The sequence below is a fragment of the Agromyces subbeticus DSM 16689 genome, assembly GCF_000421565.1.
Taxonomy (GTDB): domain Bacteria; phylum Actinomycetota; class Actinomycetes; order Actinomycetales; family Microbacteriaceae; genus Agromyces; species Agromyces subbeticus.
Genome location: NZ_ATXG01000023.1, coordinates 1 through 20,604 on the forward strand (window position 1 = coordinate 1; position 20,604 = coordinate 20,604).

The 20,604-nt window shown below is 68.7% G+C and carries 21 protein-coding genes and 1 tRNA gene; 19 read left to right on the forward strand and 3 right to left on the reverse strand.

All coding sequences use genetic code 11. The features are described 5' to 3' along the window. The 16 genes from H521_RS26175 to der all read left to right on the forward strand — a co-directional run. On the forward strand, positions 1-1,407 hold a 1,407-nt coding region (locus H521_RS26175), incomplete at its 5' end, for a tetratricopeptide repeat protein (protein WP_022894684.1). Then, positions 1,382-2,416, forward strand: coding sequence for an HAD-IIA family hydrolase (locus H521_RS0119475; protein ID WP_022894685.1), 1,035 nt, complete (start codon positions 1,382-1,384; stop codon positions 2,414-2,416). The genes H521_RS26175 and H521_RS0119475, both read left to right, overlap by 26 nt. Positions 2,417-2,449: 33 nt before the next feature. Then, positions 2,450-2,656: a hypothetical protein gene (locus H521_RS0119480; RefSeq protein WP_022894686.1), complete on the forward strand. Its 207-nt coding sequence runs from the start codon at positions 2,450-2,452 to the stop codon at positions 2,654-2,656. 3 nt (positions 2,657-2,659) lie between these two features. Further along, positions 2,660-3,469 carry a TlyA family RNA methyltransferase gene (locus H521_RS0119485; RefSeq protein ID WP_022894687.1) on the forward strand — a complete coding sequence of 270 codons (810 nt, stop codon included), beginning with the start codon at positions 2,660-2,662 and terminating at the stop codon, positions 3,467-3,469. Beyond that, entirely contained in the window at positions 3,424-4,380 is a 957-nt protein-coding gene (locus H521_RS0119490) for an NAD kinase (RefSeq protein WP_051159365.1), read from the forward strand. Before H521_RS0119485 ends, H521_RS0119490 begins: the two co-directional genes overlap by 46 nt. A gap of 8 nt (positions 4,381-4,388) precedes the next feature. Beyond that, positions 4,389-6,089: a DNA repair protein RecN gene (gene recN, locus H521_RS0119495; protein ID WP_022894689.1), complete on the forward strand. Its 1,701-nt coding sequence runs from the start codon at positions 4,389-4,391 to the stop codon at positions 6,087-6,089. Between the two features lie 49 nt (positions 6,090-6,138). Further along, the gene (locus H521_RS0119500; RefSeq protein WP_084512718.1) at positions 6,139-7,920 is read left to right on the forward strand and encodes a CTP synthase; all 1,782 of its coding nucleotides are present in this window, start codon (positions 6,139-6,141) and stop codon (positions 7,918-7,920) included. 7 nt (positions 7,921-7,927) lie between these two features. Continuing rightward, entirely contained in the window at positions 7,928-8,620 is a 693-nt protein-coding gene (locus H521_RS24525) for an NUDIX domain-containing protein (RefSeq protein ID WP_022894691.1), read from the forward strand. Further along, complete coding sequence (gene xerD, locus H521_RS0119510) at positions 8,617-9,519, forward strand: site-specific tyrosine recombinase XerD (RefSeq protein ID WP_022894692.1); 903 nt, start codon at positions 8,617-8,619, stop codon at positions 9,517-9,519. The genes H521_RS24525 and xerD overlap by 4 nt, the downstream gene beginning before the upstream one ends. A 39-nt stretch (positions 9,520-9,558) precedes the next feature. Beyond that, complete coding sequence (locus H521_RS0119515) at positions 9,559-10,443, forward strand: ParA family protein (protein WP_022894693.1); 885 nt, start codon at positions 9,559-9,561, stop codon at positions 10,441-10,443. Between the two features lie 46 nt (positions 10,444-10,489). Continuing rightward, positions 10,490-11,329: a segregation and condensation protein A gene (locus H521_RS0119520; RefSeq protein WP_026482507.1), complete on the forward strand. Its 840-nt coding sequence runs from the start codon at positions 10,490-10,492 to the stop codon at positions 11,327-11,329. A gap of 34 nt (positions 11,330-11,363) precedes the next feature. After that, complete coding sequence (gene scpB, locus H521_RS0119525; protein WP_022894695.1) at positions 11,364-12,014, forward strand: SMC-Scp complex subunit ScpB; 651 nt, start codon at positions 11,364-11,366, stop codon at positions 12,012-12,014. Beyond that, complete coding sequence (locus H521_RS0119530; RefSeq protein ID WP_026482509.1) at positions 12,007-12,840, forward strand: pseudouridine synthase; 834 nt, start codon at positions 12,007-12,009, stop codon at positions 12,838-12,840. Before scpB ends, H521_RS0119530 begins: the two co-directional genes overlap by 8 nt. Further along, the gene (locus H521_RS0119535) at positions 12,837-13,919 is read left to right on the forward strand and encodes a prephenate dehydrogenase (RefSeq protein ID WP_022894697.1); all 1,083 of its coding nucleotides are present in this window, start codon (positions 12,837-12,839) and stop codon (positions 13,917-13,919) included. The genes H521_RS0119530 and H521_RS0119535 overlap by 4 nt, the downstream gene beginning before the upstream one ends. Before the next feature lie 2 nt (positions 13,920-13,921). Beyond that, complete coding sequence (gene cmk, locus H521_RS0119540) at positions 13,922-14,614, forward strand: (d)CMP kinase (protein ID WP_245561024.1); 693 nt, start codon at positions 13,922-13,924, stop codon at positions 14,612-14,614. A gap of 34 nt (positions 14,615-14,648) precedes the next feature. Beyond that, positions 14,649-16,163 carry a ribosome biogenesis GTPase Der gene (gene der / locus H521_RS0119545; protein WP_022894699.1) on the forward strand — a complete coding sequence of 505 codons (1,515 nt, stop codon included), beginning with the start codon at positions 14,649-14,651 and terminating at the stop codon, positions 16,161-16,163. A gap of 130 nt (positions 16,164-16,293) precedes the next feature. Here the strand turns inward: der and H521_RS0119550 are convergent, their stop codons facing one another. Next, entirely contained in the window at positions 16,294-16,923 is a 630-nt protein-coding gene (locus H521_RS0119550) for a GNAT family N-acetyltransferase (protein WP_022894700.1), read from the reverse strand. A 122-nt stretch (positions 16,924-17,045) separates the two neighbouring features. Here H521_RS0119550 and H521_RS0119555 point away from each other — a divergent pair, with 122 nt between their 5' ends. Continuing rightward, a complete protein-coding gene (locus tag H521_RS0119555; RefSeq protein WP_022894701.1) occupies positions 17,046-17,528 on the forward strand; it encodes a MarR family winged helix-turn-helix transcriptional regulator in 483 nt (160 codons plus the stop codon). Further along, a complete protein-coding gene (locus tag H521_RS0119560) occupies positions 17,525-18,181 on the forward strand; it encodes a hypothetical protein (protein WP_022894702.1) in 657 nt (218 codons plus the stop codon). The genes H521_RS0119555 and H521_RS0119560 overlap by 4 nt, the downstream gene beginning before the upstream one ends. Before the next feature lie 43 nt (positions 18,182-18,224). Here H521_RS0119560 and H521_RS0119565 read toward each other — a convergent pair whose 3' ends face one another. Then, a complete protein-coding gene (locus H521_RS0119565; RefSeq protein ID WP_022894703.1) occupies positions 18,225-19,979 on the reverse strand; it encodes a pyruvate dehydrogenase in 1,755 nt (584 codons plus the stop codon). A gap of 229 nt (positions 19,980-20,208) precedes the next feature. On the opposite strand from H521_RS0119565, the gene H521_RS0119570 reads away from it, so the two are divergent. Then, positions 20,209-20,285, forward strand: a tRNA-Pro gene (locus H521_RS0119570). A 46-nt stretch (positions 20,286-20,331) separates the two neighbouring features. On the opposite strand, the gene H521_RS0119575 is transcribed toward H521_RS0119570, so the two are convergent. Further along, entirely contained in the window at positions 20,332-20,526 is a 195-nt protein-coding gene (locus H521_RS0119575) for a hypothetical protein (RefSeq protein WP_022894704.1), read from the reverse strand. Positions 20,527-20,604 lie beyond the last annotated feature (78 nt).

Consider the following 20,604-nt stretch of genomic DNA (forward strand, 5'->3'; position numbering starts at 1 on the left):
GGTGACCGTGATGCGAAGAAGCCCTACGGTGACCGTGACGCGAAGCGTCCGTATGGTGACCGTGATGCGAAGAAGCCGTATGGTGACCGTGATGCGAAGAAGCCGTACGGTGACCGTGACGCGAAGAAGCCCTACGGTGACCGTGACGCGAAGCGTCCGTATGGTGACCGTGACGCGAAGCGCCCCTACGGTGACCGCGATGCGAAGAAGCCGTACGGTGACCGTGACGCGAAGAAGCCGTACGGTGACCGTGACGCGAAGCGCCCCTACGGTGACCGCGATGCGAAGAAGCCGTACGGTGACCGTGACGCGAAGCGCCCCTACGGTGACCGTGATGCGAAGCGCCCGTATAGCGACCGCCCTCGGGGCGGTCGCCCCGGCGCTCGGGACGAGCAGAGTGACACGCCCCGTGAGACGTACGGTGCCGCGGAACTGCAGTACCGCCCGCGCCATGACGCTCCCGAGATCGACGAGTCGATCGAGGCGCGCGATCTCGATAAGGGCGCACGTGCCGAGCTCAAGACGCTGAGCAAGGAGAACGCGGACTGGGTGGCGCGGCATCTCGTCGCGGCATCCCTGTTGCTCGAAGACGACCCTGAGCTCGCGCACCTGCACGCGCTCTCGGCATCGCGCCGCGCCGGCCGTGTCGCCGTCGTGCGCGAAACGCTCGCGATCACCGCCTATGCGACCGGCGATTTCGCGCTCGCCCTCCGCGAGCTGCGCACTTACCGTCGAATCTCCGGCAGCAACGACCAGCTGCCGCTCATGGTCGACAGCGAACGCGGCGTGGGGCGACCCGATCGCGCGCTCGAGGTCGGTCGCGCCGTCGATCGCAGCACCCTGCCGCCCGCCGTGCAGGTGGGGCTCGCGATCGCGATGTCAGGGGCCCGGCTCGACCTCGGCCAGCCCGAGATCGCGCTCGCTGAGCTCGAGATTCCGCAGCTCGACCCCGATCGCGCATATTCGTACAGCGCCGCACTCTTCTCGGCCTACGCGGAAGTGCTCGAGGAACTCGGCCGCTCGGCCGAAGCCGCGACGTGGCGTGCTCGTGCGGATCGCGCCGACGCCGCCCTCGGCGCACCGGCCGAGGCCGAGTCGATCGAGATCTTCTCGGTCGAGATCGAAGGGGCAGACGACGAGCCCTCGTCGGAAGGTTCAGAGCCGACGGGCGATACGGCAGCGACGGATGCTCCGGCGGACGCCGAGGTCGACGACGTGAACGACGAAGCGAACGACGACGCCGGCGCCCCTGAGGCGCCGGTGGACGGCGTCGACGCCGACGACGACCCGGGTGCGGTGCTCGAGGACGACGTGGCCGCAGTGATCGCCGAGGGTCGTGCGCTCGAAGCCGAGGAGTCCGAGAAGTCCGAGGGTGCGGTCGATGAGCCTGTTTCGCGCGAAGACTGAGTCGTCGACCCCGCTCGACGGCGTCGACGCGGTGCTCGCCGACCTCGATGGCGTCGTCTATGCGGGTGCCGGTGCGATTCCGCGCGCGGTCGAAAGCCTCACCCTCGCGAAGCGGAGCCGCGCCGTCGGGTACATCACGAACAACGCCTCGCGAAGCGATGCATCCGTCGCCCGTCATCTCACCGAACTCGGCCTCGAGGTCGCACCCGACGATGTCGTCACCTCACCTCAGGCGGCGATGAGCCTGCTCGACCAGCAGGTGGCACCGGGCGCACTCGTGCTCGTCGTCGGCGGCGAGGGCATCACGGTCGAACTCGAGAAGCGCGGTTACCGAGTCACGCGATCGGCCGATGATGCTCCAGACGCCGTCGTGCAGGGCTTCACCCCCGAGATCGGCTGGCGCGATCTCGCAGAGGCGACGTTCGCGCTCAACGCGAACGGCGGACCGGATGCCTCGACGCCCGGGATCCCGTGGATCGCGACGAACATGGACTGGACGATTCCTGTCGCGCGAGGTGTCGCGCCCGGCAACGGAACCCTCGTCTCCGCGGTGCACACCGCTGTCGGACGGTTCCCCTTGGTCGCGGGCAAGCCCGAGACGCCGATCTTCGACGAGGCCAGGCGACGGTTCGGCGCGCAGCGGCCGCTCGTCGTCGGCGACCGCCTCGACACCGACATCCTCGGTGCGAACCGCGCCGGCATGCTGAGCGCGGTCGTGCTCACCGGCATCGATCGTGCGAAGCAGGTGCTCGCGGCCGATGCATCCAGTCGGCCCGACTTCATCCTCGCCGATCTCGACGGGCTTCACGAGCCGTACCCTGCCACCGAGCAGCTTCGTGGCGACGTCGCGCGGGTCGGGTCGGCCCGCGTTCGACTCGCCGGGCACCGGGTCGAGATCGTCGACGAGGGCGATCGTGAGATCGACCTGCTGCGTGCGGCGTGCGCGACCATCTGGAACTCGGGCGTCGCGATCCACGTGCTGGATGTTCCCACGCGGCTCTATTCCTGACGCGACGTCGTCGGCTCGGGGTACCGTGGAGTGGTGAGTACTGAAGCCGGTCGAGCCACCGAAGCAGAGACGACCGATCGTGCCGCGGCGCCGGAGGCCGAGGGTGTCGCCGCGACGGTTCCCGGCGTGCTCGCCGACCTCGAGACACGACCACTCGCCGAGCGCGCAGAAGGCTATCAATCGCTCGCCGACGGACTGCGGGCACAGCTCGAGCAGTCCGATCCGTCGCGGCGTTCCTGACGCATGGCCGAGCAACGCCTCGACGCCGCCCTTGCGGCTCGCGGACTCGCACGATCGCGCACGCACGCCGCCACGCTCATCGCGTCGGGCGTGGTGACCGTCGACGGGCACCCGACCGTCAAGTCCGCGACCAAGGTGAGCGACGACGCGCGGCTCGAGGTCGCGGCATCCGATCACTATGTGAGTCGCGCCGCGCACAAGCTCATCGCCGGCCTCGATGCGTTCGGCATCGACGTGGCCGGCCGCATCGCCCTCGACGCCGGCGCGTCGACGGGCGGGTTCAGCCAGGTGCTGCTCGAACGCGGCGCTGAGCGCGTGCTCGCCGTCGACGTCGGGCACGGGCAGCTCGCCGCCGAACTCGTCGACGTACCGGGCCTCGTGCTCGTCGAGGGATGCAATGTCCGCCACCTCGATGCAGCACGCCTCGCCGAGCTCACCGGGGTTGCCGAGCGGCCATCGCTCGTCGTCGCCGATCTCTCGTTCATCTCGCTGACGGTCGTGCTGCCGGCGCTGCGCGCCACGGCGACGCCCGACGCCGACTTCGTGCTGCTCGTCAAGCCGCAGTTCGAGGTCGGTCGCGGGGGAGCCCGCGAGGGTGTCGTGCGAGATGCCGGTCTGCGGGCCGAGGCGATCTCGAATGTGCTCTGGGCGGCGTTCGACGAGGGGCTCGGCACCGCTGGCATCTCGTCCTCCCCAATTGCCGGTGGGCACGGAAACCTCGAATACCTCGTGAATCTGAGCGCGACACGGGGCGTGAGTCCGACAGAATGGTCAGGTCGGGTCGACGAACTGACGGGGAGGGCGAAGGCGTGAGTGACGCACGACGCTTCCTGGTGGTCTCGCACACCGGCCGGCAGTCCGCCCTCGAGGCGACCAGCGATGTCTGCGCGCAACTGCTCGCGGCCGGCGCTGTGCCGGTGATCGCGGCCGAGCACTGGAACGACGTGCACGATTTCGTGCCCGAGCTGAACGGCGAGGTCGAGCGGTTCGAAGAGATCGACCCGGCGCTGATCGAGCTCGTGATCGTGCTCGGCGGCGACGGCACGATCCTCCGCGCCGCAGAGATCATGCGCGATCTTCCGGTGCCATTGCTCGGTGTGAATCTCGGCCATGTCGGCTTCCTCGCCGAGAGCGAGCGCGACGACCTCGGCTACACCGTCGGCCGGGCGCTCGCCCGCGACTACACCGTCGAAGAGCGCATGACCCTGTCGGTGCGCGCGAAGGTCGGCGACGATGTCGTCTACGAAAGCTGGGCGCTCAACGAGGTCACGGTCGAGAAGGCCGAGCGCGAGCGCATGCTCGAGGTCGTCATCGAGGTCGACCGGCGCCCCCTTTCGTCGTTCGGCTGCGACGGCGTGGTGATGTCGACCCCGACGGGTTCCACGGCCTATTCGTTCTCCGCCGGCGGGCCGGTCGTCTGGCCGAGCCTCGAAGCACTGCTCCTCGTGCCGCTCAGCGCGCACGCGCTGTTCGCACGGCCGCTCGTCGTCGGTCCCGAGTCGTCGCTCGCGGTCGAGATCCTGCAGCGCACCGAAGCATCCGCCGTGATCTGGTGCGACGGTCGGCGCACGTTCGACCTGCCGCCCGGAGCCCGGGTGATCGTGCGCAAGTCGCCGGTGCCGGTGCGTCTCGCGCGTCTGCACGAGGCACCGTTCACCGATCGGCTCGTGAACAAGTTCCAGCTTCCGGTGACCGGCTGGAGAGGGCCGGTCGGGCGTGAGTAGGGGTTTCGATGATTGAAGAACTCGGCATCCGCGACCTCGGCGTCATCGCCGAGGCGACGCTTCCGCTCGGCGCCGGATTCACGGCCGTCACCGGCGAGACCGGCGCGGGCAAGACCATGGTGGTGACGGCACTCGGGCTGCTGCTCGGCTCGCGAGCCGATGCCGGCGCGGTGCGCGCCGGCGCCAAGCAGGCGTGGGTCGAGGGGCGCTGGCTCGTTCCCGACGACGGAGCGATCGCCGAGCGCGTCGCCGAGACCGGCGGCGAGGTCGAGTCGGGTGAACTGCTGCTCGGCCGCTCCGTCTCGGCCGAGGGGCGCAGTCGCGCCGTCGTCGGCGGTCGCAGCGCCCCGGTCGGCGTGCTCTCCGAGCTCGGCGACGAACTCGTCGTCGTGCACGGGCAGGCCGACCAGCAGCGGCTCCGTTCCGCTGTCGCCCAGCGCGAGGCACTCGACCGGTACGCCGGCCCAGACCTGCAGGCGGTGCTCGAGGAGTACCGCATGGCGTTCAACGCCTGGCGAACGGATGCCGCCGAGCTCGACCGGCTTCGAGACGACCATGGTTCCCGGGCCCGAGAGGCCGCCGAGTTGCGCGCGGCGCTCGACGAGGTCGAGGCTGCCGATCCGCAACCCGGTGAAGACCTCGAACTGCACGAACGGGCCGATCGGTTGTCGAACCTCGAAGAACTGCGACTCGCGGCCGCACAGGCCCGGGCGCTGATCTCGGCCGAAGACGTCGTCGACGATGCCCCCGATGCCGTGGCGCTCGTCGATGCTGCACGCCGTCACCTCGAACGTGTCGCCGAGCACGATGCCGCGCTGCCGCCGATCGGCGAGATGCTCGCGAACGCGGGCTTCCTGCTCGCAGACGCCGCAGCCGAACTTTCGGGCTACCTCGCCGGCCTCGACGCCGACGGCGCGCGCGAGCTCGAGATCGTGCAAGATCGCCGGGCCGTGCTCGGAGCCCTGATGCGGCGGCACGGCGGCGATCTCGAACAGGTGCTCGAGTTCCGGCGCAACGGCGGCCTGCGGCTGGTCGAGCTCGACAGCGACGATGAGCGCATCGAGGGGCTCGAGGCATCCGTCGCCGCGCTCGAGACCGAAGTCGATCGACTGGCCGCACGCCTCACCGAACTGCGCACCGAGGCCGCGACCGGTCTCGCCGCCGCGGTCACCGCCGAGCTCGCCGCGCTCGCGATGCCCGACGCGCAGCTCGCTGTCGCGGTCGAGCCGACCGCAGAGGCGAACGTGTTCGGTCGCGACGCCGTGTCGATCCTGCTCCGCCCGCACCCCGGCGCCGAGCCCCGACCGGTGTCGCGCGGCGCGTCGGGCGGCGAGCTCTCGCGCGTGATGCTCGCGATCGAAGTCGTGATCGCCGGCAGCGACCCGGTGCCGACCTTCGTATTCGACGAGGTCGACGCCGGTGTCGGCGGTGCAGCGGCCATCGAGATCGGCCGCCGTCTGGCGCGTCTCGCCGAACGCTCACAGGTCATCGTCGTGACCCACCTCGCACAAGTGGCCGCCTTCGCGACCAACCACCTGAGCGTCGTCAAGGGCACCGACGGTCAGGTCACCTCGTCGAGCGTGCGCCAGCTCGTCGGCGCCGAGCGCGAGGCCGAGATGGCGCGACTGCTGTCGGGGCTCACCGACTCGGCGAGCGGGCTGGCGCACGCACGGGAGTTGCTGGAGATCGCCGCAGACCGCGCGGCGTGACTCGTGGCGCAGGCCACTCGACAGGGGATCGATCGATCCCGAGAAGAAAATGGGGGAGCGCGTGGGGCATGTCGGGTCGAACGATCAGGAACGTGAGTTAGGCTATAAGCCCGTGGTGGATGAACGCGGAACAGCTCCTACGAGCACAGACAATTCGAACCCTGACGCGTCTCACAGCGTGACGAAGCACATCTTCGTCACGGGTGGTGTCGTTTCATCGTTGGGCAAGGGACTCACGGCGGCGAGTCTCGGCAATCTCCTGACAGCCAGGGGCCTCAGAGTCGTCATGCAGAAGCTCGATCCATATCTGAACGTGGATCCGGGCACGATGAACCCCTTCCAGCATGGCGAGGTCTTCGTCACCGATGATGGCGCCGAGACAGACCTCGACATCGGGCACTACGAGCGATTCCTCGACATCAACCTGAGCCAAGCGGCGAACGTCACCACCGGCCAGATCTACTCGACGGTGATCGCCAAAGAGCGTCGCGGCGAATACCTCGGCGACACCGTGCAGGTCATTCCGCACATCACCGACGAGATCAAGCGACGCATGCGCCTGCAGGCCGCGGAGTCGCCGAAGCCCGACGTGATCATCACCGAGATCGGCGGCACGGTCGGTGACATCGAGTCGCAGCCGTTCATCGAGTCCGCTCGCCAGGTGCGCCACGAACTCGGCCGCAAGAACGTCTTCTTCGTGCACGTCTCGCTCGTGCCCTACATGGGCGCGTCGGGCGAGCAGAAGACGAAGCCCACGCAGCACTCCGTCGCCGCGCTGCGTTCCATCGGAATCCAGCCCGACGCGCTCGTGCTGCGCAGCGACCGGCCCGTCACCGAGTCGAACAAGCGCAAGATCGCGCTCATGTGCGACGTCGACGAGGCCGCCGTGGTGAACGCGGTCGACGTGCCGTCGATCTACGACATCCCCACGATGCTGCACGATCAGGGGCTCGACGCGTACATCATCGACTCGCTCGGGCTCGTCGCCGACGAGGTCGACTGGTCGGGCTGGAGCGAGCTGCTCGAGGTCGTGCACGAGCCGAAGCACGAGGTCACGATCGGCCTCGTCGGCAAGTACATCGACCTGCCCGACGCCTACCTGTCGGTCACCGAGGCGCTTCGCGCCGGCGGATTCGCCAACGACAGCAAGGTCGTCATCGAGTGGATCCCGTCTGACGAGTGCCAGACGCCCGAGGGCGCGCAGAAGCACCTCGCGCACCTCGACGGCATCTGCGTGCCGGGCGGCTTCGGCGTGCGTGGCATCGAGGGAAAGCTCGGCGCGCTGCGGTTCGCCCGTGAGAACGGCCTTCCGGTGCTCGGGCTGTGTCTCGGCCTGCAGTGCATGGTCATCGAGTATTCGCGCAATGTCGTCGGGCTGCCCGGTGCATCGTCGAGCGAGTTCGATCCCGACACGCAGTACCCCGTCATCGCGACCATGGAGGAGCAGGTCGAGATCATCGCCGGCGGCGACCTCGGTGGCACGATGCGTCTCGGCCTCTACCCGGCGAAGCTCGCCGACGGCTCGATCGCGGCCGAGCTCTACGGCTCGACCGAGGTCTCCGAACGGCACCGCCACCGCTACGAGGTCAACAACTCGTACCGTGACCGCATCGCCGAAGCCGGCCTCTCGTTCTCGGGCATGTCGCCCGATCGTCACCTCGTCGAGTTCGTCGAGCTGCCGCGAGACGTGCACCCGTTCTACGTCGGCACGCAGGCGCACCCCGAACTGCGCAGCCGCCCGAACGACCCGCACCCCCTGTTCCGCGGGCTCGTCGGCGCAGCGCTCGAACGCCAGCAGGCGAGCCTGCTGTTCGACGTCAACAACGGCTGAGCCGAACATGGCTGAACCCAGCGCGAAGCACGTCGGCGAGCGGCCCGAGCCGCTCGCCGACGAACGGGTCGACGTGCCGATCGTCGTGAGCGACGTCGTGTTCGAGGGTCGCGTCTGGAGCATCCGACGCGACGCGTTCGAATTCGGCGGCGACACGATCGTGCGGGAGTACACCGATCACACGGGCGCCGTCGGGGTGCTCGCGATCGACGACGACGACCGGGTGTTCCTGATCAAGCAGTACCGTCACCCCGTGCGCATGCGCGATTGGGAGATCCCCGCGGGACTGCTCGACGTCGACGGCGAGCACCCACTGGACGCCGCGAAGCGCGAACTCGCCGAAGAGGCCGACCTCGAGGCATCCGAGTGGGCGGTGCTCACTGATCTCGCGACGTCGCCCGGCGGCAGCGACGAACGCATCCGCGTCTACCTCGCCCGCGGGCTGAGCGCCACCGTCGCGGCGTTCGCTCGCGAGGCCGAAGAGGCCGACATGGAGACCCGGTGGGTGCCGCTCGACGAGTGCGTCGACGCCGTGCTCGAGCGGCGCATCCACAACGCACCGCTCGCGATCGCTGTGCTGGCTGCGGCGACCGCGCGCGCCCGGGGCTGGGCGAGCCTCGGGGCAGCGGATGCCCCGTGGCCGGGCCGGCCGGTCGAACCGAGTGAGCTCGTCGAGCCTTCGGAACCGGCGCCCAGATGACCCGTGCCCCCGTCGACGACTATCTGCGGCATCTCACCGTGGAGCGGGGCCTCGCGCAGAACTCCATCTCGTCGTATCGGCGCGATCTCACGATCTACGCCGACTGGCTCGCGATGCGCGGCATCGCGGGCCCCGTCGCGGTCACCGAGCAGGACCTCGGCGACTTCGTGCGGTTCCTCGGCGCCGAACGCGTTCCGACGCTCGCGACGTCGTCGATCGCCCGCGTGCTGTCGGCGGTTCGCGGCTTCCACCGGTTCCTCGCCGAAGAGGGGCTCGTGCCGGCCGACGTGTCTCGCGAGCTCCGCCCGCCGAAACTGCCGATGCGGCTGCCCAAGGCCATTCCGGTCGACGACGTCGAAGCACTCATCGCCGCGGCCGGCGGTGAAGAGCTCACCGACGTTCGCGACAGCGCCCTGCTCGAGTTGCTCTACGCCACCGGCGCTCGAGTCTCGGAGGCGGTCTCGCTGAACGTCGACGATCTCGTCGATCGAGAGGTCGTGCGCCTCTTCGGCAAAGGCGGCAAGCAGCGCATCGTGCCGCTCGGCAGCTACGCACGGCGAGCGATCGACGCCTACCTCGTGCGCGCCCGCCCCGTCCTCTCCACCCGCGGCAGCGCGACGCCCGCGCTCTTCCTCGGTGTGCGGGGCAAGCGGATGTCGCGCCAGGCTGCGTGGGAGGCGATCCGTGATGCGGCCGAGACCGCGGGGCTCGCGACATCCGTCTCGCCGCACACGCTGCGCCACTCGTTCGCGACCCATCTGCTCGAGGGGGGCGCCGACGTGCGTGTGGTGCAAGAGCTCCTCGGACACTCCTCGGTCGCCACGACGCAGATCTACACGCTCGTGACAGCCGATACACTCCGGGAGATGTACACGGCGGCCCACCCCCGTGCTCGCTAGAATCGACCAAGCATCCGCAACCCAGGAGAGAGTGGACACGTGACGCACCAGAAGCCCTCAGCGGAGGGAATCGCCTCGCTTCCGCCAGAGCTCGGCCCCACTGGTCGTCCGTACCGCGAATTCCCCGAGCCCAAGCGGCTCACCGCGCACGGTCCGGCACGCATCATCGCCCTCTGCAACCAGAAGGGCGGCGTCGGCAAGACGACCACCACGATCAACCTCGGCGCGACGCTCGCCGAATACGGTCGACGGGTGCTCGCGATCGACTTCGACCCGCAGGGTGCCCTGTCGGCAGGGCTCGGCGTGCCGACGCACGACGTGCCGACCATCTACGACCTGCTGCTCTCGCGCACCCTCGACCCGGCCGAGGTGATCCAGAAGACCGGCGTCGACAACCTCGACGTGATCCCCGCCAACATCGACCTCTCGGCAGCCGAGGTGCACCTCGTCACCGAGGTCGCGCGCGAGCAGATCCTCGCGAGCGTGCTGCGCCGGGTGTCGGCCGACTACGACGTCATCCTCATCGACTGCCAGCCGTCGCTCGGCCTCCTGACCGTCAACGCGCTCACCGCGAGCCACGGCGTGGTCATCCCGCTCGAATGCGAGTACTTCGCGCTGCGCGGCGTCGCGCTGCTCATCGAGACGATCGACAAGGTGCGCGACCGCCTGAACCCCGCTATCCAGCTCGACGGCATTCTCGCGACGATGTACGACGCGCGCACCCTGCACTCGCGCGAGGTGCTCGAGCGGGTCGTCGATGCGTTCGGCGAGAAGGTGCTCGAGACGGTCATCACGCGCACCGTGAAATTCCCCGACGCGACGGTGGCGGCGACCCCCATCACCGAGTTCGCTCCCGAGCACCAGGCGTCGAAGGCGTACCGGCAGCTCGCACGGGAGCTGGTGTTCCGTGGCGCGGTCGCCTGAGGCGGCTTCGGCCCCCGAGCAGCACGCGGCCGCGGCGTCGCCGCCGGTGGAGACGCCGTCGACTGAGCCCGCTGCCGCGTCGGCCGAACTCGAACCCGAACCCGAGCGAGGCTTCCGCGTCGCGCTCGCGAACTTCGAGGGCCCGTTCGACCTGTTGCTCTCGCTGATCACGAAGCACGAACTCGATATCACCGAGGTCTCGTTGTCGGCGGTGACCGACGAGTTCATCTCGTACCTGCGCGGTCTCGACTCCGAAGAGGAGCTCGACCGGGCATCGGAGTTCCTCGTCGTCGCGGCGACCCTGCTCGACCTCAAGGTCGCCGGGCTGCTGCCGCAGGGCGAACTCGTCGACGCAGAAGACGTCGCTCTGCTCGAGGCGCGCGACCTGCTGTTCGCGAGACTGCTGCAGTACCGCGCGTTCAAAGAGGCGGCGCGCTGGTTCGCGGGGCACCTCGAGCGGGAATCGATGCGGCATGCCCGAAACGTGCGCCTCGAAGAGAAGTTCCGTCAGCGCGCGCCCGAACTGCTGTGGACGCTCTCGGCCGAAGACTTCGCCGCGCTTGCAACCCTGGCGCTGACGCCACGCGAGATCCCGGTCGTCGGCCTCGACCACCTGCACGCACCGCTCGTCTCGATCCGTGAGCAGGCCGCCCACGTCGTGGCCGTGCTGCGGCGCGGCGACCCCGTGACGTTCCGCCAGCTGATCGCCGGCGTCGGGCAGCAGGGCGTCGTCGTGGCGCGCTTCATCGCGGTGCTCGAGCTCTACCGCCATGCGGCCATCGGCTTCGAACAGCTCGAACCGCTCGGCGAACTGACATTGCGCTGGTCGGCCGAGAGCTGGTCCGACGAGAATCTCGAGAGCTTGGGGGCCGACTATGACGAGTGACACGGATACCGCGATCGACGAAGGAGCGGAGGGGATGGAGGACGGCCCCGAGCTGTCGATCTCGACACCGCTCGACGTGCCCGGTCAGCCGCACCTCGACCTCGATCGCGCCCTCGAGGCGATCCTCTTCATCGCCGACGAGCCGCAGAGCGTCGTCTCGCTCGCGGCGGCTGTCGCCCGGCCGGTCGCCGAGGTGCGTTCGTCGATCGCACGTCTTCGCTCCGACTACGACGGCACCGGCACCTCGGGCGAGCCGCGAACGGATGTCGCGGGGGAGCCCGAGGCACGAGGCATCCGTCGTGGCTTCGAACTTCGCGAGGTCGGCGGTGGCTGGCGCTTCTACGTGCGAGCCGAGTACGACACCCTCGTCGCCGACTTCGTGCTGACGCAGTCTTCGACCCGGCTCTCGCAAGCGGCGCTCGAGACGCTCTCGGTGATCGCCTACAAGCAGCCGATCTCCCGTTCGCAAGTCGCCTCGATCCGCGCGGTCAACGTCGACTCGGTGGTGCGCACCCTGCTCGGCCGCGGGCTCGTCACCGAGGTCGACACCGATCCAGAGACCGGCGCGATCCTCTACGGCACGACGGAACTGCTGCTCACGAACCTCGGCATCAACTCGCTCGACGAGCTGCCGCACATCTCGCCGTTGCTCGACGACGGCCAGGAAGGATTCGACTTTGACTGACACGACAGGATGGGGCGGCGAGCCCGCCCCCGAAGGCGTGCGCCTGCAGAAGGTGCTCGCCGCGGCGGGCGTCGCGAGCCGGCGGGTCTCCGAGCAGTACATCGCCGAGGGCAGGGTCGAGGTGAACGGCGAGATCGTGACCGAGCTCGGCCGGCGCATCGACCCCGAGACCGACCTCGTCGCGGTCGACGGCGTCGCCGTGCAGCTCGACCCCGCGAAGCGGTACTACATGCTGAACAAGCCGCGCGGCGTCGTCTCGTCGATGCGCGACGAGCAGGGTCGGCCCGATCTCACCCGCTTCACCGAAGACCTCGAGGAGCGCGTCTTCAACGTCGGCCGCCTCGACGCCGAGACGAGCGGGCTGCTGCTGCTCACGAACGACGGCGATCTCGCCCACGTGCTCGCCCACCCCTCGTTCGGCGTCTCGAAGACCTACATCGCGAAGGTCACGGGCCGAGTGTCGCCGCAGGTCGTCCAGCAGTTGAAGAACGGCATCGAGCTCGACGACGGACCCATCGCCGCCGACAAGGCGCGTGTGTTGCAGCAGCAGGGCGACGACCGGCACTCGATGGTCGAACTGACGCTGCACTCCGGCCGCAACCGCATCGTGCGGCGCATGCTCGACGCGGTCGGTCACCCGGTGGTCGACCTCGTTCGTCGCAGCTTCGGGCCGCTCAACCTCGGCACCCTTCGGTCGGGCCAGATGCGGGAGCTGACGAAGGCCGAGCTCGGTCAGCTGCTCACGATCTCCCGCGCCGCGGAAGCCGGCCAGGAGCGAAGCGATGGCTCGAACGATGACCCCGGTTCCGAGGGAGCCGGCTCGTGAACGAGTCGCGCCTGACCGGCCCCGTGCGCGTCGTCGGCGTGGGCCTGCTCGGCGCGAGCATCGGCTTGGGGCTTCGCGCCAAGGGCATCGACGTCATTCTCGCCGATGCGTCGCCGACGCATCTCGCGATCGCGGTCGACTACGGCGCCGGTCGACCGGCCGAGCCCGGCGACCGCCCCCAACTCGTCGTCGTCTGCGTGCCGCCCGATGTCACTGCAGACGTGGTCGCCGCCGAGCTCGACGCCTTTCCCGAGGCGATCGTCACGGATGTCGCGAGCGTGAAGCTCGCCGTCTACGACGACCTGAAGGCGCGCGGCGCCGACCTCTCTCGCTACATCGGCACGCACCCGATGGCCGGGCGTGAGCGCGGCGGCCCGATGTCCGGTCGGGCCGATCTCTTCGTCGGCCGACCCTGGGTGGTCGCCGCGCACGGCGGCATGTCCTACCAGGACGGCTCGGCGATCGACGACCTGATCCTCGACCTGGGCGCCACGCTCGTCGAGCTGACCCCCGAGCAGCACGACGCCGCCGTTGCGCTCGTCTCGCACGTGCCGCAGGTCGTCTCGAGCCTGATGGCGCGCCGCCTCATCGATGCGCCGCACGCCTCGGTCAACCTCGCCGGCCAGGGCATTCGCGACGTCACCCGGGTGGCCGCGAGCGACCCCGAACTCTGGGTGCAGATCCTCGGCCAGAACGCCGAGCCCGTCGCCGAGATCCTCCGCGGGTACCGCGACGACCTCGACCGCTTCATCGACGCACTCGAGAACATGGAGGCCCCCGGCGCTCGGCGCAGGGTCGCCGAAGAGCTCTTCGGCGGCAACACGGGCGTCGAGCGCTTGCCCGGCAAGCACGGTGTCGACCGGCGCTATTCGAGCCTCATCGTCATGATCGACGACCGCCCCGGCCAGCTCGCACGCCTCTTCAACGACGTCGGCGAGGCCGGCGCCAACATCGAAGACCTTCGCCTCGAGCACTCGCCCGGCGCGCAGATCGGCCTCGCCGAGATCTCGGTGCTGCCCGAAATGCAGCAGCACCTCACCGACGAGCTGGCCGCACGCGGCTGGCGGATTGCAGGTTGAACGTGTCACCCGTCATTCCGTTCGTCGTGGCCGTCGACGGCCCGGCCGGCAGCGGCAAGTCGAGCGTCTCGAAAGCCGTCGCCCGCCGATTGGGCTTCGGCTTCCTCGACACCGGCGCGGCCTATCGCGCGCTGGCTTGGCACGTCGAGGCATCCGGAGTCGACACGGATGACGCGGCATCCGTCGTCGCCTGTCTCGACTCCTTCGACTACCGCATCGGCACCGACCCGGCCGGATACGCCGTGCACGTCGGCGATATCGACGTGACCGACGCGATTCGCGACCCGCAGATCTCTGCCGTCGTGAGCGCCGTGGCGCGCGTGCCCGAAGTGCGACGGCACCTGATCGAGCTGTTCCGCGCGATCATGGCGACGGTCGACGCACCCGGCATCGTGGCCGAGGGTCGCGACATCACCACCGTCGTGGCGCCCGATGCTCCGGTTCGCATTCTCCTCACAGCATCCGAAGCGGTTAGAATGGGCAGGCGCTCCGCCGAGCTCGCCGGATCCTCGGCCGAGGCAGCGGGGGAACAACTGCGCAAGCGCGACGCGGCCGACTCCAAAGTCGTGGACTTCATGACTGCGGCCGACGGCGTCACCACCGTCGATTCGACCGAACTCGACTTCGATCAGACGGTCGACGCGGTGCTCGGCGTGATCCGCGCGGCGCAACCGGTAGTCGCACCAGAACGGTGATGCGGCCGGCGCACACAGACTTAGAGGAGAGACCATGACCGACCAGAGCGAAGACTTCGACGCTCCCGACGACGACCTCGCACAGCGACTCGCAGGCGTCGACGACGAGCTCGCCGAGCAGCGCGCGACCGCGCTTCGCTCGGGGCTCTCCGACTACGCGCTCGACGACGACGACCTCGAGGTGCTCGAGATCTCGGAAGAGGGCGAAGAGGCGATCCGCTACCTGCCCGCGCTGCCGGTCATCGCGATCGTCGGCCGGCCGAACGTCGGCAAGTCCGCCCTCGTGAACCGCATCCTCGGTCGTCGCGAGGCCGTCGTCGAAGACACTCCTGGCGTCACGCGCGACCGTGTCTCGTACAAGGGCGAGTACCTCGACCGCCGGTTCACGCTCGTCGACACCGGTGGCTGGGAGCCCGACGCGAAGGGCATCGACGCGTCGGTCGCCGCCCAGGCCGAGGTCGCGATCGACCTCTCCGATGTCGTGCTCTTCGTCGTCGACGCCACGGTCGGCGCGACGTCGACCGACGAGCACGTCGTTCGACTGCTCCGAAAGGCCAACAAGCCGGTCTTCCTGCTCGCGAACAAGGTCGACGACGCCCGGCAGGAGCCCGAAGCCGCCGCCCTCTGGAACCTCGGCCTCGGCGAGCCGTACCCCGTCTCGGCACTGCACGGCCGCGGTGTCGCCGACATGCTCGAGTCCGTCTTCAAGGTGCTGCCACAGGTATCGGCCGTCGCCAAAGACGAGTTCGGCGGCCCGCGTCGCGTGGCGATCCTCGGGCGCCCGAACGTCGGCAAGTCGAGCCTGCTCAACAAGACCGCCGGTGAAGAGCGCGTCGTCGTCAACGAGCTCGCCGGCACTACTCGCGACCCCGTCGACGAGCAGATCGAGCTCGGTGGCAAGATCTGGCGATTCGTCGACACCGCCGGCATCCGTCGCCGCGTGCACCTGCAGCAGGGCGCCGACTTCTACGCATCGCTGCGCACGCAGGCCGCGCTCGAGAAGGCCGAGGTCGCCGTCGTGCTGCTCGATGTCTCGCAGGCGCTCTCGGAGCAAGACGTTCGCATCATCGACCTCGTGCTCGAGTCGGGCCGGGCGCTCGTGCTCGCCTTCAACAAGTGGGACCTGCTCGACGACGAACGTCGCCGCTACCTCGAGCGCGAGATCGAGCAAGACCTGCACCACGTCTCGTGGGCGCCCCGCGTGAACATCTCGGCGAAGACCGGTCGTCACCTCGAGAAGCTCGTGCCGGCGCTCGAGACCGCGCTCGAGTCGTGGGACACGCGCATCGCGACCGGCAAGTTCAACGCCTTCCTCACCGAGCTCACGCAAGAGCACCCGCACCCCGTGCGCGGCGGCAAGCAGCCCCGCATCCTGTTCGGCACGCAGGCAGCGACCCGCCCGCCGACCTTCGTGCTCTTCACGACCGGCTTCCTCGACCCGGGCTACCGCCGCTTCATTCAGCGACGCCTGCGCGAGATCTACGGCTTCGAGGGGTCGCCGATCGTCATCAACATGCGAGTGCGCGAGAAGCGCGACCGTTCGAAGTAAGCGTCGGATGCCGCGGCGCCCGGGTCGTTCCCTCGCGGAGACGACACCGGGCCCGGCGGCATTTCTGATGGCTGAGCAGCATCGCGGTCAGCGGGTCGCTCGTGAGGCTTGAGCAGTGGAGGTAGCGGGTTCAAGCCCCGTTGCTCACCAGCTCGAGCTGCATGATCGCGCGGTCGGCCTTCGGGCGGGCGACCTCGATGAAGCCCGCGCCGAGGAACATCGAGACCGTGCCGTGAAAGAGATCGGCGGCCGCAGCCTTGGCGCGCACCGTCTGATCGACGGCGTACGCCTCGACGATGCGGGCACCGCCGGTGCGGGCGTGGTCGACCGCCGCTTCGGCGAGGGCCCGGCCGACACCGCGGCGCCGATTGGGCCGTGGCACGACGAAGCACGAGATCGACCAGATGTCGGGATCGTCGAAATCGGGATTCGGCGTGCCGTCGGCCACGATGCGGCTGCGGCGCAGGCGCACGAGGTTCTTGCGCGGCTCGACCGCGCACCAGCCGACCGGCGCATCGCCCTCGTAGGCGATGAGCCCCGGCCCGGAGCCTGGGGCTTCGAGCTGCGAGCGCAGACGGTCATGCAGCGCTTCGTCACCGACGCTCTGCCAATCACTGCCCGGGATCTTGTACCACTGACACCAGCAGTGAGCGGCGTCGCCGCGGGTGCCGAACACCGTCTCGACGTCGGCGAACGGCACATCTCTGGCCGACACCACGCGCAGCGGTGGCGGTTCGATGTCTTCGGTCACGTCGGTCATCACCAGACGAATCTAACGCCGACCACCGACATTCGAAACGTGAACCGAGGGCGTACTGGGGCTGCCCTTTCGGCCGCTTCCGTAGATCGTGAAGCGAGGTAACAATGTAGTACCATCAGAATATGACTCCCGAGATCACCGTGCTCGATCGACTGCTCGAGGTGAGCGAGCTCTTCCAGAAAGACATGGCGCGCGCCTTCGACGGCACGCCGCTCACGCCGTCGCGCACGAGGCTGCTCTGGGAGCTCGCGGCGACCGGGCCATCGACGCAGCACGCACTCGCGACTCGCCTCGAGGTGAGCCCGCGCAACATCACCGGGCTCGTCGACGCACTCGAGGCGGGCGGCTACGTCACGCGATCACCGCACCCGAGTGATCGGCGTGCGATCATCGTGTCCCTCGCGGCATCCGCTCACGAGATGATGCGCCAGATGCAGCACGACCATGCCGAACTCTCGGCCGACCTCATCGGTGCGGTGGCCCCTGACGACCGCGAGGCGCTGCTGCGCGGTATCGAGGCGATCACCGAACGGCTCCGCGAGCTGATCGCCGCCGATGAGCAGCGTCGTGCGGAGGAACAGCGGCAGAAGGCGGTGGGGGAGTGAGCGTCGAGATCTCGGCCCGCCCCGAGGCATCCGTCTGGCGTCGCATCGGCACCTTCATGAAGCGAGCCCTGCTGATGGAGCTCGCCATCTACGCGAGCATCGGCCGATTCATCGCACGACGGCCGGCGGTGCCGCGGGGTGCCGTCGGGTTCAGCTTCCACAAGCCCGTGATGACGATCCTCATGATCTTCATCGTGCTGTCGGCGGTCGAGATTCCGATCTTCGACCTCATCGTGCATCGCTGGCCGGCGGTGCGCATCACGCTGCTCGTGCTCGGCATCTGGGGGCTCACCTGGATGTTCGGACTGCTGTGCGCCTACCTCATGCGGCCGCACACCGTGGGCCCCGACGGCATTCGCGTGCGCGGTGGGCTCGAGATCGACATCGCGCTCAGCTGGGACGACATCGCATCGGTCGCACGCAACCTTCGCGTCGATGAGCCCAAGTCGCCGAAGATCGTCGATACGGATGCCTCGCGCACCCTCATGCTGCGCATGACCGATGAGACCAATCTCGAGATTGAACTCGAGGGGCCGACGCTCCTGAAGTTGCCCGGACACGGCAAAGCCGGCGGTGAGCAGTCGGTGACGGCACTGCGCATCTGGGTCGACGACCCGGTGGCATTCATGGACGAGGTGCGGAAGTACATCTGAGCGCGGGCGAGGCGCTGCGAGCGCGCCTCGCCGTGGGGCCGTTTCAGAGCCCCGGCAGGTGCCTGACGTTCGAGCGGGCCATTGCCACGGCCTCGGCGGCGCCCCCGTGCAACACGGTCTTCGACATGGCGAGGGCGAATCCCTTGACCTGCTCACCCGTGATCGCGGGCGGCAGCGACAGCGCCCGTGGATCGGTCACGATGTCGAGCAGTGCGGGGCCCCGGTGGGCGAACGTCGTCGCCACCGCGTCTTTCAGGGCGTGCGGGTCGTCGACGCGCTCGGCGTGGAAGCCGATCGCCTCGGCGATGCCCGCGAAGTCGACCGCGGGCCCGTCGACTCCGAATGACGGGAAGCCGTCGACGAGCATCTCGAGTTTCACGAGCCCGAGCGTCGAGTTGTTGAAGACGAAGACCTTGAGCGGCAGTTTGTATGCGACCGCGGTGATGAGTTCGCCGAGCAGCATCGAGAGCCCGCCGTCGCCGGCGATGGCGACGACCTGGCGGTCGGGATAGGCGACCTGCGCGCCGATCGCGTGGGGCAGCGCGTTGGCCATCGAGCCATGGACGAACGAGCCGATGATGCGACGGTCGGGCGCTGGCGTGACGTACCTCGCCTGCCAGACGTTGCCCATGCCGGTGTCGGCGGTGAACACCGCATCGTTGGCGGCCGCCTCGTCGATGAGGGTGATCGCGTACTCGGGGTGGATCGGCGCGGTCGCGGTGACATCCGTGTAGGTGCCGACGACCGTGTCGAGCAGCTTGTGGTGCTTCTTCAGCATGCGATCGAGAAAGCCGCGATCCGACTTCGGTGCGACCAGTTCGCTGAGGCGAGCGAGCGTCGTGCGCACGTCGCCGTGCACGGGGTGGGCGACACTGACTCTGCGGCCGAGGTGCGAGGCATCCGTGTCGATCTGCGCGATCACGACCTTCTCGGGGTCGGGCAGGAACTGCTCGTAGGGGAAGTCGGTGCCGACGAGCAGAACGAGGTCGGCGTCGTGAATGCCCGCGTGGGCCGCGCCGTAGCCGAGCAGGCCGGTCATGCCGACGTCGTACGGGTTGTCGTACTGAACCCATTGCTTGCCGCGCAGGGTGTGGCCGATCGGCGCTTTCAGTCGCTCGGCGAAGGCGATCACTTCGTCGTGCGCGCCCGCCGCTCCGGCACCCGCGAAGATCGCCACGGTCTCTGCGTCGTCGATCGCCCGGGCGAGTCGGCGCACATCGGCGTCGTCTGGCACGAGGGTGGCCGGTGCTGTCAGCACGAGTTGCGGGAATGCATCGGATGCCTCGAACTCGGCGACATCGCCGGGCATCACGATCACCGACACCCCAGGGCCGGCGATCGCGTGCCGAAGTGCCGAGTTCACGACCCGCGGCGATTGCCTCGACGTCAGGATCTGCTCGCAGTAGTTCGAGCACTCCACGAAGAGCCGCTCTGGATGCGTCTCCTGGAAGTAGCCCGAGCCGATCTGCGCGCTCGGGATGTGGCTCGCGATCGCGAGCACCGGTGCGCCTGAGCGATGCGCGTCGTAGAGACCATTGATGAGGTGCAGGTTGCCGGGGCCGCAGCTGCCGGCACACACCGCGAGTTTGCCCGTGAGCTGCGCCTCGGCAGCGGCCATGAACGCGGCGGATTCCTCGTGGCGCACGTGGATCCAGTCGATGCCGCCCTTGGCCTTGCCACCCGAACGCCGCACGGCGTCGACGATGGGGTTCAACGAATCCCCGACGATGCCGTAGATGTGATCGACGCCCGCATCGATGAGCTGGGCGACGAGCTGGTCGGCGATGGTGCGTGCCATGGTGGTTCCCCTCAGAACGGCGTGCGTTCGCCTCAGTCTTGCCGGGATGCTGCGCCGGGTCGAGGGTTCTCAGCGGTTGAGGAGGATGTTCCCGGCCGGTTGAGCGATGCGCGTTGCATCCGTCTCGATTCCGGCGATCGGATGTCGCGTGCGTCGTGCCGCTGTGCACGAACACGCCCTCGAATGCCGCTATGATGGTCAAGTTGTCTTCGGAGAAATCCGGTGGCATCGGGCTGTGGCGCAGCTTGGTAGCGCACTTGACTGGGGGTCAAGGGGTCGCAGGTTCAAATCCTGTCAGCCCGACCAGAAAGTCCCCGGTAGAACTGAGTTTCTGCCGGGGCTTTCTGTATGGTTACTCGTCGAACCAGCCGAGCACCTCAGCCGCATATGCTCGTTCCGACTTGTTCGCAGGCCGCCCGTTGATCACCGCCGTCTGCATGGCCGTCACCTCGATCGTGTCGTCGGCTCGACGTGTCTCTTCGCCCATGCAGGTCACACGCCCCACACCGGGGATCTCGACACTCTTCACGACCGTCGTCACATTCATGCACTGATCGTAGACCGGACTTCTGCTCAGGGCTCGCCCGCATCGGCATCGAGTACGCACTGAAGCGAACCGGACCGA

Coding starts and splice junctions, on each gene's coding strand:
- H521_RS0119575 (WP_022894704.1), bottom strand. CDS start 20,526: ATGAATGTGACGACGGTCGTGAAGAGTGTCGAGATCCCCGGTGTGGGG.
- scpB (WP_022894695.1), top strand. CDS start 11,364: ATGGAGGACGGCCCCGAGCTGTCGATCTCGACACCGCTCGACGTGCCC.
- H521_RS0119475 (WP_022894685.1), top strand. CDS start 1,382: ATGAGCCTGTTTCGCGCGAAGACTGAGTCGTCGACCCCGCTCGACGGC.
- H521_RS24525 (WP_022894691.1), top strand. CDS start 7,928: ATGGCTGAACCCAGCGCGAAGCACGTCGGCGAGCGGCCCGAGCCGCTC.
- H521_RS0119555 (WP_022894701.1), top strand. CDS start 17,046: ATGACTCCCGAGATCACCGTGCTCGATCGACTGCTCGAGGTGAGCGAG.
- H521_RS0119490 (WP_051159365.1), top strand. CDS start 3,424: ATGGTCAGGTCGGGTCGACGAACTGACGGGGAGGGCGAAGGCGTGAGT.
- H521_RS0119485 (WP_022894687.1), top strand. CDS start 2,660: ATGGCCGAGCAACGCCTCGACGCCGCCCTTGCGGCTCGCGGACTCGCA.
- H521_RS0119565 (WP_022894703.1), bottom strand. CDS start 19,979: ATGGCACGCACCATCGCCGACCAGCTCGTCGCCCAGCTCATCGATGCG.
- xerD (WP_022894692.1), top strand. CDS start 8,617: ATGACCCGTGCCCCCGTCGACGACTATCTGCGGCATCTCACCGTGGAG.
- der (WP_022894699.1), top strand. CDS start 14,649: ATGACCGACCAGAGCGAAGACTTCGACGCTCCCGACGACGACCTCGCA.
- H521_RS0119550 (WP_022894700.1), bottom strand. CDS start 16,923: ATGACCGACGTGACCGAAGACATCGAACCGCCACCGCTGCGCGTGGTG.
- H521_RS0119500 (WP_084512718.1), top strand. CDS start 6,139: ATGGGGGAGCGCGTGGGGCATGTCGGGTCGAACGATCAGGAACGTGAG.
- recN (WP_022894689.1), top strand. CDS start 4,389: ATGATTGAAGAACTCGGCATCCGCGACCTCGGCGTCATCGCCGAGGCG.